Source organism: Kaistia geumhonensis, assembly GCF_030815145.1.
Classification (GTDB): domain Bacteria; phylum Pseudomonadota; class Alphaproteobacteria; order Rhizobiales; family Kaistiaceae; genus Kaistia; species Kaistia geumhonensis.
In genome coordinates, this window is sequence record NZ_JAUSWJ010000001.1 from 334,330 (window position 1) to 350,099 (window position 15,770).

15 protein-coding genes are annotated in these 15,770 nt (G+C 66.4%); 10 read left to right on the forward strand and 5 right to left on the reverse strand.

Annotation, left to right across the window (positions count from 1 at the left end):
- Window positions 1–35 precede the first annotated feature (35 nt).
- The 3 genes from QO015_RS01595 to mfd all read left to right on the forward strand — a co-directional run bounded on the left by QO015_RS01595 (window position 36) and on the right by mfd (window position 4,387).
- Window positions 36–401, forward strand: a complete 366-nt coding sequence (locus tag QO015_RS01595) for an ArsC family reductase (RefSeq protein ID WP_266281916.1) — start codon at window positions 36–38, stop codon at window positions 399–401.
- Window positions 402–581: 180 nt separating this feature from the next.
- Complete coding sequence (locus tag QO015_RS01600) at window positions 582–869, forward strand: FAD assembly factor SdhE (protein ID WP_266281914.1); 288 nt, start codon at window positions 582–584, stop codon at window positions 867–869.
- Window positions 870–883: 14 nt separating this feature from the next.
- Window positions 884–4,387 (forward strand): transcription-repair coupling factor, encoded by a 3,504-nt coding sequence (gene mfd, locus QO015_RS01605; protein ID WP_266281912.1) that lies wholly within the window; start codon window positions 884–886, stop codon window positions 4,385–4,387.
- Window positions 4,388–4,572: 185 nt separating this feature from the next.
- On the opposite strand, the gene QO015_RS01610 is transcribed toward mfd, so the two are convergent.
- Complete coding sequence (locus QO015_RS01610; RefSeq protein WP_266281910.1) at window positions 4,573–6,402, reverse strand: extracellular solute-binding protein; 1,830 nt, start codon at window positions 6,400–6,402, stop codon at window positions 4,573–4,575.
- 246 nt (window positions 6,403–6,648) lie between these two features.
- Between QO015_RS01610 and QO015_RS01615 the strand changes: the two genes are divergently transcribed.
- Window positions 6,649–7,356: an invasion associated locus B family protein gene (locus QO015_RS01615; protein ID WP_266281908.1), complete on the forward strand. Its 708-nt coding sequence runs from the start codon at window positions 6,649–6,651 to the stop codon at window positions 7,354–7,356.
- Window positions 7,357–7,462: 106 nt separating this feature from the next.
- Here the strand turns inward: QO015_RS01615 and hspQ are convergent, their stop codons facing one another.
- The 4 genes from hspQ to QO015_RS01635 form a co-directional block, all read right to left on the reverse strand.
- Complete coding sequence (hspQ, locus tag QO015_RS01620) at window positions 7,463–7,825, reverse strand: heat shock protein HspQ (RefSeq protein WP_266281906.1); 363 nt, start codon at window positions 7,823–7,825, stop codon at window positions 7,463–7,465.
- Window positions 7,826–7,918: 93 nt separating this feature from the next.
- On the reverse strand, window positions 7,919–9,076 hold the full coding sequence (locus QO015_RS01625; RefSeq protein ID WP_266281904.1) for a UbiH/UbiF family hydroxylase: 1,158 nt from the start codon (window positions 9,074–9,076) through the stop codon (window positions 7,919–7,921).
- Window positions 9,073–9,564, reverse strand: a complete 492-nt coding sequence (locus QO015_RS01630) for a DUF6691 family protein (RefSeq protein ID WP_266281903.1) — start codon at window positions 9,562–9,564, stop codon at window positions 9,073–9,075. The genes QO015_RS01625 and QO015_RS01630 overlap by 4 nt, the downstream gene beginning before the upstream one ends.
- Window positions 9,565–9,566: 2 nt before the next feature.
- A complete protein-coding gene (locus QO015_RS01635) occupies window positions 9,567–9,998 on the reverse strand; it encodes a YeeE/YedE family protein (protein ID WP_266281901.1) in 432 nt (143 codons plus the stop codon).
- A 208-nt stretch (window positions 9,999–10,206) separates the two neighbouring features.
- On the opposite strand from QO015_RS01635, the gene QO015_RS01640 reads away from it, so the two are divergent.
- The 6 genes from QO015_RS01640 (at window position 10,207) to uraH (ending at window position 15,770) form a co-directional block, all read left to right on the forward strand.
- The gene (locus QO015_RS01640; RefSeq protein WP_266281900.1) at window positions 10,207–10,914 is read left to right on the forward strand and encodes a CDP-alcohol phosphatidyltransferase family protein; all 708 of its coding nucleotides are present in this window, start codon (window positions 10,207–10,209) and stop codon (window positions 10,912–10,914) included.
- Window positions 10,915–10,985: 71 nt separating this feature from the next.
- Window positions 10,986–11,702: a TerC family protein gene (locus tag QO015_RS01645; RefSeq protein ID WP_266281899.1), complete on the forward strand. Its 717-nt coding sequence runs from the start codon at window positions 10,986–10,988 to the stop codon at window positions 11,700–11,702.
- Between the two features lie 171 nt (window positions 11,703–11,873).
- Window positions 11,874–13,070: an MFS transporter gene (locus tag QO015_RS01650; protein WP_266281898.1), complete on the forward strand. Its 1,197-nt coding sequence runs from the start codon at window positions 11,874–11,876 to the stop codon at window positions 13,068–13,070.
- A 34-nt stretch (window positions 13,071–13,104) separates the two neighbouring features.
- The gene (locus tag QO015_RS01655) at window positions 13,105–14,274 is read left to right on the forward strand and encodes an MFS transporter (protein WP_266281897.1); all 1,170 of its coding nucleotides are present in this window, start codon (window positions 13,105–13,107) and stop codon (window positions 14,272–14,274) included.
- A gap of 28 nt (window positions 14,275–14,302) precedes the next feature.
- A complete protein-coding gene (locus QO015_RS01660; RefSeq protein ID WP_266281896.1) occupies window positions 14,303–15,292 on the forward strand; it encodes a quinone oxidoreductase family protein in 990 nt (329 codons plus the stop codon).
- A 127-nt stretch (window positions 15,293–15,419) separates the two neighbouring features.
- Window positions 15,420–15,770 (forward strand): hydroxyisourate hydrolase, encoded by a 351-nt coding sequence (gene uraH, locus QO015_RS01665; RefSeq protein ID WP_266281895.1) that lies wholly within the window; start codon window positions 15,420–15,422, stop codon window positions 15,768–15,770.

The following is a 15,770-nucleotide window of genomic DNA, read 5'->3' on the forward strand; positions in this document are numbered from 1 at the left end:
GTTAAGACCTGGGGTCTTTCCGGCGGAAGCCTGACATGAGCTCGATCGCCCTCTGGGGCATCAAGAACTGCGACACGATGAAGAAGGCGCGCGCCTGGCTGGACGGTCACGGCATCGCCTATGACTTTCGTGACTACAAGGCCGAAGGCGCCGATCCGGAGCGCCTCGCGGCCTGGGTCGAGGAACTCGGCTGGGAGACGGTGCTGAACCGCGCTGGCACCACGTTTCGCGCGCTGCCGGAGGCCGACAAGCAGGACATCGACGCCGCGAAGGCGATCCGCCTGATGCTGGCGCAGCCCTCGATGATCAAGCGGCCGATGCTGGACCGCGAGGACGGCCTGCTGATCGCCGGCTTCAAGCCGGAGATTTATGCCGAGCGGCTCGGGGTCGGCGGACCGTAGTCGCGCCAGCCGTCTCAGCTGTCATGGCCCGGGGGCGAGCCCGCTGTGACCGAAGAAGTTCACTCGGAAGGCGGGGCACCGTCGTCCGGGCTTGAATCGATCCGAAACCGTTGCCAGCCTCGGCTCCGGGGTCTAAATGACGCCGGTGGAGCGATCCGCCTCCGACAGGATCAGACGACAATGACCGGCGCACCTTCGCCCGGCGATGGATTGGACGTCCATCGTCGCAGGACCCGTTTCCGGGCGTGGCATCGCGGCATGCGCGAGATGGACCTCATTCTCGGCCGCTTCGCCGATGCGTCGATCGCCGATCTTTCCGACGGGGAACTCGCGGCGCTCGACGCGTTGATGGAAGAGCAGGACCGCGATCTCTTCGCCTGGCTGACGGGCGAGGCGGCGGTTCCGCCGCATGCCGATACACCGCTTTTCCGCAAGCTCGCCGCCTTCACGGGCGCCTCGCCCCGCTAGATCAAGACAGCCTGATGATCCGTTTCGATTCCGTTCTGCGCAGACGCTCGACCGTGCTGTCGGGTGTTCCCGACGGCCTGGACGGGCGCGTCGTCGCCGATCTCGCGGCCCTCTCGGCGAAGGACGACCGCTCCTATCTGCTCGTGGTGGCGCGCGACGGTCAGCGCATGGCCGATCTGGAACAGGCGATCGCCTTCTTCGCGCCCGGTCAGGAGTTTCTGTCCTTCCCGGCCTGGGATTGCATGCCCTATGACCGAGTCTCGCCCAACTCGGCGGTCGTGGCGCGGCGCATGGCGGCGCTCTCGACACTCGCCAATCGCAAGACCGAGCCCGGCAAGTGCCTCGTCGTGCTGACGACGGTGAACGCCGTCGTGCAGCGCGTCCCGCGCCGTGCCGATGTCGTTCGCCAGAGCCTGACCTTCTCGCCGGGCAGCCGGTTGCCGATGGAGCAACTGATCGGCTGGCTTGAGGACAACGGCTTCCTGCGCACGGCAACCGTCCGCGAGGCGGGCGAATATGCCGTGCGCGGCGGCATCGTCGATCTCTTCGCCGCCGGTCTCGGCGAGCCGGTGAGGGTCGACTATTTCGGCGATACGGTCGATTCGATCCGCTCCTTCGATGCCGAGACGCAGCGCACCATCCAGCAGAAGAAGCGGCTGGACCTCGTGCCGGTCAGCGAGCTCGTGCTGTCGCCGCAGTCTATAGCCCGCTTCCGCGAAGCCTATGTGCGCCTCTTCGGCGCGTCCGACCGCGAGGACCTGCTCTACCAGCAGGTGAGCGAGGGACGGCGCTATACGGGCGTCGAGCATTGGCTGCCGCTCTTCGCCGAGGGCCTCGATACGCTGTTCGACTATCTGCCGGACACGGCACTGGTGCTCGACCATCTGGTCGAGGAGGCGCTCGCGGAGCGTCTGGACGAGATCAAGGACCATTACGACGCCCGTCGCAGTGCGATGGGCCAGAACCAGGGCGGCGTGCCCTACAAGCCCATCGCGCCGAACGCGCTCTACATGGACAGCGCGGAATGGAAGCGGCGCGAGGGCGAACAGCCCCTCTTGCGCATGACGCCCTTCGCCGAGCCGGACGATACGATGGTCGTCGATCTCGGCGGGCGGCACGGACGGACCTTCGCCGCGGAGCGGCTTGCGGGAGACGTCAACGTTTTCGACGCTGTGATCAACCACGTCACGAGCCTGCGCGAAAAGAAGCGGGTCGTGATCGCCAGCTGGAGCGAGGGCGCGCGGGACCGCCTGACGCAGGTTCTTGCCGATCATGGCCTGAAGCGCGCGCAGGTGATCGACAACTGGCCGGCCGCCGATGCTCTGCCGAAGGGCGTCGTCGGCCTCGGCGTGCTCGGGCTCGAGACGGGCTTCGATTCGCCCGATCTCGTCATGATCGGCGAGCAGGACATTCTCGGCGACCGTCTCGTCCGGCCGCGCAAGCGCTCGAAGAAGGCATCCGATTTCCTCTCCGAAGTGACGGCACTCGCCGAGGGCGACCTCGTCGTGCATGTCGATCATGGCATCGGCCGCTTCACCGGCCTGAAGACGATCACGGCGGCCGGCGCGCCGCGTGACTGCCTCGAAATCGTCTATGCCGGCGGCGATCGGCTGTATCTGCCGGTCGAGAACATCGAGCTGCTCTCGCGCTACGGATCCGAGGATACGGATGCGACGCTCGACAAGCTCGGCGGCGTCGCCTGGCAGTCGCGCAAGGCGAAGCTCAAGAAGCGCATCCGCGACATGGCGGCCCAGCTCATCAAGGTGGCAGCCGCCCGCGCCATGCGGCATGCCGATGTGATCACGCCGCCCGAAGGGCTTTATGACGAGTTCGCGGCCCGCTTCCCCTATGAGGAGACGGAGGACCAGCTTTCGGCCATCGAGGCGGTTATGACGGATCTCTCCGCCGGCACGCCCATGGATCGGCTCGTCTGCGGCGATGTCGGTTTCGGCAAGACGGAAGTGGCGCTGCGCGCCGCGTTCCTCGCGGTCATGAGCGGGCGCCAGGTCGCCGTGGTCGTGCCGACGACGCTCCTCTCCCGCCAGCATTTCAAGACCTTCTCGGCCCGCTTCGCCGGCTTCCCGGTTCGCGTCGAGCAGGCCTCGCGGCTCGTCTCGGCCAAGGATCTCGCCGAGACCAAGAAGGGGCTCAAGGAAGGGCAGGTCGACATCGTGGTCGGCACGCATGCCCTGCTCGGCAAGGGCATCGAGTTCCGCGATCTCGGCCTTCTCATCATCGACGAGGAGCAGCATTTCGGCGTCAAGCACAAGGAGCGGCTGAAGGAGCTGAAGGCCGACGTCCATGTGCTGACACTGTCGGCAACGCCGATCCCGCGCACGCTACAGCTGGCGCTCACCGGCGTTCGCGAGCTTTCGCTCATCACCACGCCGCCCGTCGATCGCATGGCGGTGCGCACCTTCATCTCGCCCTTCGATGCGCTCGCCGTGCGCGAGGCGCTGCTGCGCGAGCGCTATCGCGGCGGCCAGAGCTTCTATGTCTGCCCGCGGCTTGCCGATCTCGCCGATCGCAAGGAATTCCTGGAAAAGTTCGTGCCGGAGGTGAAGGTCGCCATCGCGCATGGCCAGATGCCGGCGACCGAGCTCGACGACATCATGAACGCCTTCTACGAGGGCGCCTATGACGTGCTGCTCTCGACGACGATCGTCGAGTCCGGCCTCGACATTCCGACCGCCAACACGCTGATCGTGCACCGCGCCGACATGTTCGGCCTTGCCCAGCTCTATCAGCTGCGCGGCCGCGTCGGCCGATCGAAGACGCGCGCCTATGCGCTCTTCACCGTGCCGGCCGAGAAGAAGCTGACGCCGATGGCCGATCGGCGGCTCAAGGTGCTGCAGTCGCTCGATACGCTCGGTGCCGGCTTCCAGCTCGCCAGCCATGATCTCGATATCCGCGGCGCCGGCAATCTGCTCGGCGAGGAGCAGTCCGGTCATATCAAGGAGGTGGGCTACGAGCTCTACCAGCAGATGCTGGAAGAGGCGGTCGCCCAGCTTCGGCAGGGTGGCGGCGAGGAGGTGGAGGAGGACGGCCGCTGGTCGCCGCAGATCACCGTCGGCACGCCGGTCATGCTGCCCGAGAGCTATGTGCCAGATCTTCCGCTGCGCCTCAGCCTCTATCGCCGGCTCGGGGATCTCGAGGAGCCGGATCAGATCGATGCGTTCGGCGCGGAGCTGATCGACCGCTTCGGCCCGCTTCCGGACGAAGTCGAGCACCTGCTGAAGATCGTCTACATCAAGGCGCTCTGCCGCAAGGCGAATGTCGAAAAGGTCGATGCCGGCCCGAAGGGCATGGTCATCTCGTTCCGCAACTCGGTCTTCCCGAACCCGGCGGGCCTCATCCGCTATATCGGCGAGCAGGGCAGCCTCGCGAAGGTCCGTCCCGACCAGAAGATCGTGCTGATCCGCGATTGGGAGAACCCGGAGAAGCGCCTCAAGGGCACGGCGGTGGTGCTCACCCAGCTCGCCCGCATCGCCGTCGGCGACGGCAAGAAGGCGGCGTAGCGGGAGGCGGCCCGCCTCTTCTTCTTTCCCCCGAGGGGGGAGAGGGCAGGCCATGCATGGCGCGAGTGTGGTCCCGTCGTTGAGGTCGCCGAATGGCGGGTGACAGCCCCTCATGCGCAGCCGGGGCGGGTTGCGGGGAGGGGCTCTCGCGACGGCTCCGTGCGCGGCGCGCAGGCGGCCGACCCTCAGTCCTTCCTTGCGGCGTACCAGGTGGGCAGCGTGTAGCCGTAGACAGACTGAGTCTTCGGATGGTCGACCGTGGTCCAGCGAGCGACCCACTGGTCGGGCAGGTAGTAGAGCGGCACGACATAGTGACCGGAGATGAGCACCCGGTCGAGCGCACGGACAGCCGCGACAAAGTCTTCCTGGCTGCGGGCGGCGACCAGCGCCGCGATCATCGCGTCGATCGCCGGCTCCCTGGCGCCGACATAGTTGAACGATCCCATCATGTCGGCGGCGGCGCTCGACCAGCGGTTGCTCTGCTCGTTGCCGGGAGAGAGCGAAGCCGGCCATGACGTCATGATCACGTCGTAGTCGAAGTTCTGCACGCGGCGCTGATATTGCGTAGCGTCGACCGTTCGCGTTGTCGCGGTGATGCCGACGCGCGACAGCGTTCGCGCGAAGGCGGAGGCGATGCGCTCCTGACTGGCATCCTGCAGCAGGATCTCAAAGGTGAAGGGCTGGCCGGAGGCATCGACGAGCTTGTTGCCCTCCAGCTTCCAGCCGGCAGCGCGGAGCTGTTCCAGCGCGGCGCGGAGCACCTTGCGGTCGCCGCCGGAGCCGTCGCTCACGGTCGGCTTCCATGTGCCGTCCATCACCGCCGGATCGACAGCCTCGGGGAAGGGGGCGAGCAGCGCCTTCTCCGTTTCGGATGCCGGCACGCCCAAGGCGGACAGCGTCGAATCCTGGAAGAAGCTTGCATTGCGGCTGTAGGCGCCCGAGAACAGGTTCTTGTTGACCCATTCGAAATCGAACAGCATCTCCAGCGCCTTGCGCGTCCGGACATCTCCGAACTGAGCGCGGCGGGTGTTCAGCGCGAAGCCGAGCATACCCTTCGGCAGCCCATTGGGGATCGCTTCCTTGATGACGCGCCCGTCGGTAACGGCCGGGAAGTTGTAGGCCTCCAGCCAGCGCGAGGGATCGCTCTCCGGATTGACGTCGTAGAGGCCCTTCTTGAAGCCTTCGAACATCGAATTGCGATCGCGGTAATAGTCGATCCGGATCACGTCGAAATTGTCGAAGCCGCGCTTCACATTGAGGTCCTTGCCCCAATAGTCCGGGTTGCGCTTCAGGATGAACTGCTCGCCGGGACGGATCGTGTCCATGACATAAGGGCCGCTGCCGATCATCGGCTTCAGCGTCGACTGATCGAAGGTCTCGGCATCGGTCGCGTGCTTGGGGAGGATCGGCATGAGGCCGATCAGCATCGGCAGCTCCCGATTGTCGCCACTGGCGAAGGTGAACTTCACTCCTCGCTCGCCGACCTTCTCCGACTTCGTCACCGTCTTGAACCAGCTCGGGTAGAGGTTGGGCCGGCCCTTCTCGCGCAGGAGCTCGAGCGAGAAAATGACGTCCTCCGGGGTGATGGGCTGGCCATCCGAGAATTTCGCGGCGGGATTGATGGTGAAAGTGACCGAAGCGCGGTCGTCCGGCATGTCGACCGAATCGGCGATCAGCCCGTATAGCGAGAAGGCCTCGTCGCGGTTGCGCACCATGAGGCTCTCGAAGACATTGTTGCCGAGCGAAGCGTCCCAGATGCCGCGCGAGGTCGTCGTCGCACTCTTCACGATGAACGGGTTGACGCTGTCATAGGTGCCCTGGAAGGCATAGGCGATCGTTCCGCCCTTCGGCGCGTCGGGGTCCGCATAGGGGAAGTGGTCGAAATCCTTCGGCAGGGCCGGCTCACCATGCATTGCCATCGCATGGCTGGGCTCGGCATTGGCGCTGCCGAGCGGCAGGGCGGCCATCGCCAGGGCTATGCATGCGATGCGGCCCGCAAAAAAGCGCTTCGACATGGTGATTTCCTCCACCTTGTCCGGCCTGCGCCGGACCCCGCGGAAAAAGACCTCAGCCATCGCGGCTTGGCAACCGCCTTCCTGCTGGAAATGCCTCTTGTGAGGGACTAAACATGCGCCGCAGCCCGGACGTCACCGTGTCGCCTCATTTGCTGGTCATCCAGCCGCGATGACGTCGCCGGATCCGGGCATGCGCTTGCCGCCGGCGGCAAGCGCGGAACAGTTGTTGAACGCAAGGACACGCAGATGTCGTATCGCTGGAAGATCGGTTCGGTGAGGGCGCCTCTGCTGGCGACTGCCGCGCTTCTCATGGTCGCCTCGGCTCCGGTGGCGATGGCGCAGGATGCGCCGGCTCCGAAGCCGCCGGCAGCCAAGCCGGCCGCGGCCCCTGCCGCCTCTGGCGATGCGGCGGCTGCTCCGGGCTCGCCCTGGATCAAGGAGTGCGGACAGGACCCGCAGTCCAAGAAGAAGCTCTGCATCACCTCGCAGGAGCTTCGCGCCGACACGAATCAGTTCATCGCCTCGATCCAGCTTCGCAAGCTCGAGGGCGATCCGAAGATGGCCCTGACGGCGATCGTGCTGACCGGCCAGCTCATCCAGCCGGGCCTGCTCATCCAGGTCGACCAGAACAAGGCCGTGCCGCTGAAATACGTGATCTGCGACCCGACCGTCTGCTACGCGCAGGCCGAGGTCGACGACGCCTTCGCCACGTCGATGAAGAAGGGCAACAAGGTCGCTGCGATCACCATGAATCCGCAGGGCAAGCCGATGGTGTTCCCGTTCGGCCTGAACGGCTTCACCAAGGTCTATGAGGGCGAGGGCCTCGATCGCGCCGCCGGCAAGGCGCGTCGCGACGCGCTGCAGGAGCAGCTGCAGAAGAACGCCGAGGAAAACCGCCAGAAGCTCATCGAGCAGCAGAACAAGGAGCGTGGCGACGCTGCTCCGCAGCAGTAACCGCTCACAACCGGCTAAAGATGCGAACGGCGCGCCTCTGGCGCGCCGTTTTCGTTGAGAGAGACCGATTGGCGACTGCGCCGAGCCCTTGGAGCGCGCGACGGACTCAGTTCATCGGGCGATTGCGGGCGACATAGACATCGCCCTGGCGCTCGTCGAAATAATCGGGAAGCTGAGCATGGCGCAGCGGCTCGTCGGAGCCGTCGACCAGCAGGTTCTGCTCCGAGACGTAAGCGACATATTCGCTTTCGGCGTTCTCGGCGAGCAGGTGATAGAAGGGCTGGTTCTTGGCCGGACGGATCTCCTCCGGAATTGACAGGTACCATTCCTCGGTATTGGCGAACACCGGATCGACGTCGAACACGACACCGCGGAACGAGAAGTGGCGGTGGCGCACGATCTGGCCGATCCCGAACTTGGCTTCTCGCAGGCGATCTTCGGGGGATTTGATGCGGTCTGACTGGCCCATTGGCAACTTTCCGAACTCGGTCCGTCGTCCAAAAGGCCCGATTGGCGACGGAGCGTCAACGCGACTCATGGTCGCCGCGTCGGATTTGGCTCCTTAAAGATGCGGGGCGAGCGCCTGTCGCATCGCGAAGCGCTTCAGCGCCGGCAGCCGGTCGAGCGCGAAAAGACCAACGCCCCGCGCCGCTTGAACGGGGAGGAAACTGGTGAGAAGCGTCCGGTTGAGCGCATCGACCGCCGCCGTTCGCGTGTACACATCGCCCGAGCGGCGCCGGTGATAGTCGGCGAGCGCATCCTCGCCGCCGGGATCGGCGCGATGTACTGAGGCTGTTCTTGCGAAGGCGGCCGCGTCGCGGAGGCTGAGATTGAGGCCCTGGGCGCCAATCGGCGGGAACACATGCGCGGCCTCGCCGATGAGCGCGATACGTCGCGCGGCGAAGCGCTCTGCCGATTGTCCCGTGAGCGGAAAAGCCTGTCGCGGCCCGTCGATCTCGATGTCGCCGACGAGGAAATGCGATTTCTGCTCGAAGACTTCGGCTAGACCGCGGTCGTCCATCTGCATCAGCCGCTCGGCTTCACGCGGCTTCACCACACAGACAACGGCCGACCGGAGACCGGGCAGGGGAACGAGCGTGAATGGACCCGTCTCGGTGTGGAATTCGGTCGAGACGTCGCCATGGGGAAGGCTGTGGCGGATATTCGCCACGACGGCCGTCTGCGGATAGGACCAGCGCTTGAGGCCGATGCCGGCGGCCTCGCGGACCGGAGAGTTGCGACCGTCGGCGGCGCCGACGAGCCGGGCCGAGACGCTGCCGGCAGCGCCGGCATCAATCGCGACATGCCCGTCGTGAACGGTGATCGCGCGGGCGAGACCGTCGAGCCGCAGGATGCCAGCCTCAGTGACGGCGTCTTCGAGCGCAGCGATCATGGCCGCGGTCGGCACATTGTAGCCGAAGGCGTCACGTCCGATTTCCGAGGCATGGAACTCGACGAGAGGCGCGCGCACCAGGCGCCGTGTTCCATCGACGATTCGCATCGTACGAAGGGGGGCGACCGTGTCGGCCAGAGCGGGCCAGATCCCCGTCTCCTGGAGTATGTCGACCGAGACGCCCAGCATGGCGACGGTCCTGCGGTCGGTCGGGATGGTTCGGGGTGCGACCAGAGCCACCGACAGGCCCTCGCGGGCTGCGAGGATCGCTGCGCTGAGCCCGGCGGGGCCGGCGCCGACGACTGCGACGTCGACAGGTGTGTTCATGTCTCGACCTCCTGGATCGACGCCGATTGCCGGCGCGCCCGCAGCCGCCACACATGCACGAGCATCATGCCGGCGAGCATCGCGCCGAGAAATAGAAGGATGGACGGGAATGTCGAGACGAGATCGGCAAGGGCAGGGCCGGGGCAGAGACCCGCGAGGCCCCAGCCGACACCGAAGATCGCAGCGCCGACGACGAGTTCTCCGTCGACACGCCGGGCATGGGGCTGAGAGAAGGAGGTGGCGGCGATCGGCCGGCGACGCCGATGCGCGACGCGCAGCGCGCCCATGGTGACGATGACCGCCATGGCGAGCACGATGGCGAGGCTCGGGTCCCAGCCGCCCGACGAGATCCGTGACACGTCGAGGAACGCCTTGACCTTCTGCGGGTGGATCATGCCGGAGACGGCAAGGCCCGCGCCGAAGATAATGCCCGAGACGAGCGCTGCGGCGTGGAAGACGATCGGACGCCGCTGCGCGGTCTCGGTCACGGTCAGGCGCCCGCCACGAAGACCGTAAGAACAGCCGTCGCCATGAAGACGCCGACCGCCACGAAGGAGCGGAGCGACAGATTGGCGAGCCCGAACACGCCGTGTCCCGAGGTGCAGCCCCGGGCGAGCGCGGCGCCGATGCCGACAAGAATGCCGGATCCGACCAGGAGCGCAGGCGACATATCGAGTTCGGGAAGGCCCGGGGCCATGTCGGCAAGGAGCCGCGGGCCGACAAGCAGCGCTGCCGCCGCGCCCAGTGGCAGTCCTGCGATGAAGAGCAGCCGCCAGCTCAGATCGGCCCAGTTTCCGGAGACGATGCTGCCGAAGATGTTCGAGACCCCGCAGACGCGGCCATTTACGATCCACAACAGCGCAACGCCGAGGCCGATCATGGCGCCGCCGACTGCTGCGGATACGGGGGAGAATCCGAACATGGCAAGCTCCGGATGAACGCCTGCAAGGTGAGGCCGACGCGGGATGCTTGCAACGCGGGCGATGTCGCAGGCGACAGGACGCCGCACTTCGCGCCGCCGCGCCCTTGCCAGAGGGATGCCGAGACCCTATCGACTCCATGGGGCGCCTATGCGTCCGCAGATGATGCGGCGCAGGTGCGGATTCTCCTTAGGGGACACAAGGGGCGCAATGATCAACGCCTGGCCGCGAGCGAGCAGCTGGCTCGTCCATATGCTGACGACGAGCGGCGCCGTCTTCTCGATGCTGGCGGTTCTCGCCGTCGGGCGGGACTCGTTCGTCGAGGCCTTTCTCTGGCTCGGGGCCGCGCTGTTCGTCGACGGCATCGACGGGCCGCTCGCGCGCATCGTCCGCGTCGAGGAGCGCGTGCCGTGGTTCGACGGTGCCATCCTCGATCTCGTGATCGACTACTCGACCTATGTCTTCATTCCGGCGCTCATCCTGGCGCGGTCCGACATCCTGCCGCCCGGGCTCGGCGTCGCTGGCGCCGTCCTCGTGGTCGCCGTGGGTGCGATCTATTTCGCCGACACGCGCATGAAGACCGCCGACTACGGCTTCCGCGGCTTTCCTGCCGTCTGGAACATGGTCGTCTTCGTGCTGATGGCGTTCGACCTCAACCAGGTCGTCGCGGCGGCGATCATCGTGCTCTTTGCGGTGCTCACATTCGCTCCGATCGAGTTCGTGCATCCGTTCCGCGTCAAGCGATTGCGGGCGGTGACTCTCACCGTCACATTCGCGTGGGCGGCCTTCTCCATCCTGGCCCTGGCGGACGGCATGGCGCCGTCGTTGCCCGTGCTTGTCGGGCTCGGCACGACGACGGTCTATCTCACGGTGATCGGCGCGGTCCTGCAGGCAACGCGGCCGCGCGCGGCGCATTGAGCGCCGGGCGGCCTTGAGCAACGATCGGTTCGAGGCAGGGCGAACATCTTCATGAACAGCGGGGCGGCAGGATGAATCTGGATCTCCTTTTCGAGGCGAGCGCCTGGGCGAGCCTTCTCACCCTCACGGCGATGGAAATCGTTCTCGGCATCGACAACATCGTCTTCATCTCGGTGCTGGTCAGCCGGCTGCCGGCGGTCGAGGCACGTCGAGCGCGCCAGATCGGTCTCGCACTCGCCCTGATTTTCCGCATTCTGCTTCTGCTCATCCTCTCCTGGCTGATCGGGCTCACCGAACCGGTCGTCACCATCTTCGGCAAGGGGCTCTCCTGGCGCGATCTCATCCTCCTCGCGGGTGGCCTCTTCCTGATCTACAAGGCCACGCACGAGATCCATCAGGGCGTCGAGGGCGAGCACCACGACAACGCATCGGCGGTGAAGGCGAGTTTCACTGCCATCGTCGCCCAGATCATCGTCATCGACATGGTGTTCTCGGTCGATTCGATCGTCACCGCGATCGGCATGGCCGAGCACGTCGAGGTCATGATCCTCGCGGTCGTCATCGCGATGGGTGTCATGTATCTCGCGTCCGGAGCCATCGCCGGCTTCATAGAGCGGCACCCGACCACGAAAATGCTGGCGCTGGCCTTCCTGCTCATGATCGGCATCGCGCTCGTCGCCGACGGCTTCGGCTTCCACATCCCGCGCGGCTACATCTACACCGCGATGGCCTTCTCAGCCTTCGTCGAGATCCTCAACGTTTCGGCAAAGCGAAACCGGAAGGCCTGAGGCGAATTCTGGCGGGCTGAAGCGGTTCAAATTCCGGCGGCTGTCGATTGCCAGCCGTCGGAGCTGCCTGTAGAAGAGGCACATTCACCATCGGATTGGCGAATCCGTCAGCGGCGGACTTCGGCCCCGGTCGCGCAAGCGGCTGTTTCCGCGCATCTGGCAGTCGCAAGCATGGCCCTCTCGTTCGCCTCCGCGCGCCTCATCATGGCGCTCTACTTCTTCTATTCACTCTCCCTCTCGAACTGGCTGATCCGCATCCCCGACGTGCAGCTCCGTCTCGGTCTCGAGCCGGCGGCGCTGTCGATCTGCCTGCTCGGCGTCCCGATCGGGCTCGTCTGCTCGATGGCCTTTTCGGGCATCGTCGTCGACCGGATGGGGCCGCGAAACGCGATCCGCTACGGCATCCTCTTCCTGATGATCCCGCTTCTGCTGCCGGGGTTCGCTTGGAATCCCACGGTTCTCTTCGTGGCGCTGGTGCTTGTGGGCCTCGGCATGGGACCGCTCGAGGTCGCGCTCAACGTCACCGCCGACCGGATCGGTACGGCGATCGGGCGTACCGTGATGTCGCGATGCCACGGCTTCTGGAGCCTCGGCCTGATGGCGGGCGGCGCGACAGGAACCTTCGCGGCAACGATCGGTCTCGATCCGGGTCCGCACCTCGCCATCGCGATCGTCGCGATCATCATCGTCGCCGAGCTGCTGGCCTCAAGGTTGCCGCGCCTCGATCCGGCGCCCGCCGATCCCAACGCGCCGAAGGCACCGATCTTCGTGCTGCCGCCGAAATCCATCGTCGCGCTCTGCCTTTTCGCCTTCGGCATGCTTCTCGTGGAAGGTGCGATAACCGACTGGAGTGCGATCTATCTCCGCGACGTCTTCGGCGCCGTGCCGCCAGTGACCGGCTTCGCCTTCACCGCCTTCGGCTTCCTCATGGCCGCCGGCAGGCTCGCCGGGGACTTCCTCTCCATGCGATTCGGGCCTGTCGCCATGGCGCGCGTCTGTTGCACAATCGGCGTCGCGGGCATCCTCGCCATGGTGCTGGCGCCGAGCCCGACGCTCGTCATCATTGGCGCGGCGGCCGCGGGCTTCGGCGTCTCGATTGTGTTCCCGCTCGCCGTGACGGCGGCGGCGTCGCGCGACGGCTCGTCGGCGGTCAATGTCGCGGCGCTGTCGCTGCTGTCGTTCTCGGGCTTTCTCGTGGGGCCGCCGATGATCGGTTTCGTCACCGAATTCTTCGGGCTCAGGATCGGCCTCGCCACGCTGCTGCTCGCGGCCGGCATGAGCCTTGCCTTGGCCGGTGAGGTACGCGTCCGGCGGAAAGGCGCAGCGCTTCGCGCCGGCGAGACGGCACACGAGCCCGCCACCGCCTGACGTCCCCCGACAGACCGGTTACGGACGCTTCGCGATGACCGATACCCGCCGCATCATGGCGATCTTCTTCATCCAGTCGATCGCGATGGGAAGCTGGTTTCCGCGAATTCCCGAGGTGCAGCAGGCGCTCGGCCTTGGCCCGGCGCAGCTTGCCGTCGCGCTGCTCGGCATGCCGATCGGCCTTCTGATCACGCTGCCCTTCGCGGGCGGCTTCGTCGCGCGCGTTGGCGCGCGGGCGACCATGATCTGGGGCTTCGTCGTCTTTCTCCTGCTTGCGCCGCTGCCGGCCTTCGCCTGGAGCCTGCCAAGCCTGTTTGTGGCACTCCTTCTCGCCGGCACTGCGATCTCGGGCCTCGAACTCGGAATGAACGTCGCCGCCGACGCGATCGAGCATCGCGCCGGCCGCAAGATCATGAGCACCTGCCACGGTTTCTGGAGCCTCGGCCAGATGGCTGGCAGCCTCGTCGGCGTCGGCTTCGCGGCGCTCGCCGTTCCGCCAGGCTGGTCGCTGGCCATGGTCGCGGCAGTATTGGTCGTCCCGGCGCTCTGGCTTTCCGTCACGCTGCCGCTCGACGTTTCCTCCGAGCATGCCGCGGGCGCTCCGGCGCCCAGGAGCCCGTGGTCGCTGCCGTCGAAAGCGTTGGTCGGATTGTCGGTCTTCGTGTTCGGCGTCGCCATGGCCGAGGGGGCGGCGGCCGACTGGTCGGCGGTGTTCCTGCGCGATGTCATCGGCTCGCCGGTAGCGCTGGCGGGCTTCGGCTACACCGCCTATGCCTTCGCCATCGCAACCGGACGCTTCCTCGGCGATTACCTCTCCGCGCGCTTCGGCGCCGCGCCGCTTGCCCGCTTCTGCGGCCTCGTCACCGTTGCTGGCGTGCTGCTTGTGGTGACGAGTGGCGGGGCGACGCAGGCGCTTATCGGACTTGCCGCGCTCGGCTTCGGCTGCTCGGTCGGCTTTCCGCTCGGCGTCACGGCGGCGGCACGCCTCGGCGACCGCCCGGCAGCAGCGAATGTTGCCGTGCTGTCGCTTTTCGCGCTTTGCGGCTTCCTCGTCGGAGCGCCGATGATCGGTTTCGTGGCGGAGCATCTCGACCTGCGCTTCGGCCTTGCCATGCTGCTGCCGGCGCTTCTCGTCAGCCTCGCTCTCGCCGGCGGCTTGCGCCCGCGCCGCGCGGCTGTTGAACTCGCATCCGCCGGTGCCTGACCGCACCTGCCCTTCAGGGAGGTGTTCGATGTCCGGCTCGACCATTCACGCCATTCGGGTCCACGAACAGGGCGGGGCCGACAAGCTGCGCTTCGAGGAGATCGAAGTCGGAGCGCCCGGAAAGGGTGAGGCGCGCATCCGCCAGACGGCGGTCGGCCTCAATTTCATCGACGTCTATCACCGGTCCGGCCTCTATCCGCCGCCCCAGCCCCTGCCCTTCGTTCCGGGCTCGGAGGGCGTCGGCATCGTCGAGGCGGTGGGCGAGGGCGTCAGCGCGGTGAAGGTGGGCGATCGCGTCGGCTATGCCGGCCCGACCGGCGCTTATGCCGAGGCGCGACTGGTGCCGGCCGACCGCCTCGTTCCAATTCCCGATGCCATCGACGACGCCACCGCCGCGTCGGTGCTCCTCAAGGGGCTCACCGCTCGCTATCTCCTCCGCCAGACCTATGTCGTCGGCCCGCAGACGGTTCTGCTCTTCCACGCCGCGGCCGGCGGCGTCGGCTCGATCGCCTGCCAATGGGCGTCGGCCCTAGGCGCGACGGTGATCGGCACGGCGGGTGGGCCCGAAAAGGTGGAGCGCGCGCGGAAACTCGGCTGCGCCCATGTCATCGACTATCGCTCCGAGGACTTCGTCGCCCGGGTTGGCGAGATCACCAAGGGCGAGAAGTGCGACGTGGTCTACGACTCGGTCGGCAAGGACACCTTCCCCGCCTCGCTTGACTGTTTGAAGCCGCGCGGACTGTTCGTCTCCTTCGGCAACTCGTCCGGAGCGGTGGAGGCATTCGAGATCAACCTTCTCCAGCGCAAGGGCTCGCTCTACGCGACCCGGCCGACGCTGGGAAACTATGTGAGCAAACACGCTGAACTCGTTGAAGCGGCGGACGATCTCTTCTCGATGATCACCTCGGGCGCCATCCGGGTGGATGCGCCGCAGACCTTTCCGCTCGCCGATGCGGGCGCCGCGCAGACGGCGCTGGAGCAGCGTCGCACGCATGGTTCGGTCGTCCTCATTCCCTGATTATCTACACCCCCATCGGGACGTTCTGCCGCCATTGCGTGCAGCGTCGGATTGATTGTACGATTTGATTAAGCCTTGTGCAGCCTTCGCTGCGCGGGCCTTGGCAGATCGCGTGATGGGAGTTGGAATGGGCCGCCTGACGACGCATGTTCTGGATACGGCGGCCGGACGGCCCGCAGCCGGCCTCACGATCGAACTCTACCGCCTCGGCGAAGCGGCGACGCTTCTCAAGAGCGTCACGACCAATGCGGACGGGCGCGTCGATGGCCCGCTGCTGGAGGGCGACGCGTTCACGGCCGGTACCTACGAGCTTGTCTTCCATGCCGGCGACTATCTCAGGGCCGGCGGCGTCGATATCCCCAAGCCAGCCTTCCTCGACGTTATTCCGATCCGGTTCGGCATCGCGGCCGCCGAGCAGCACTATCACGTCCCGCTGCTTATCTCGCCCTACGGCTATTCCACCTATCGCGGCAGCTGA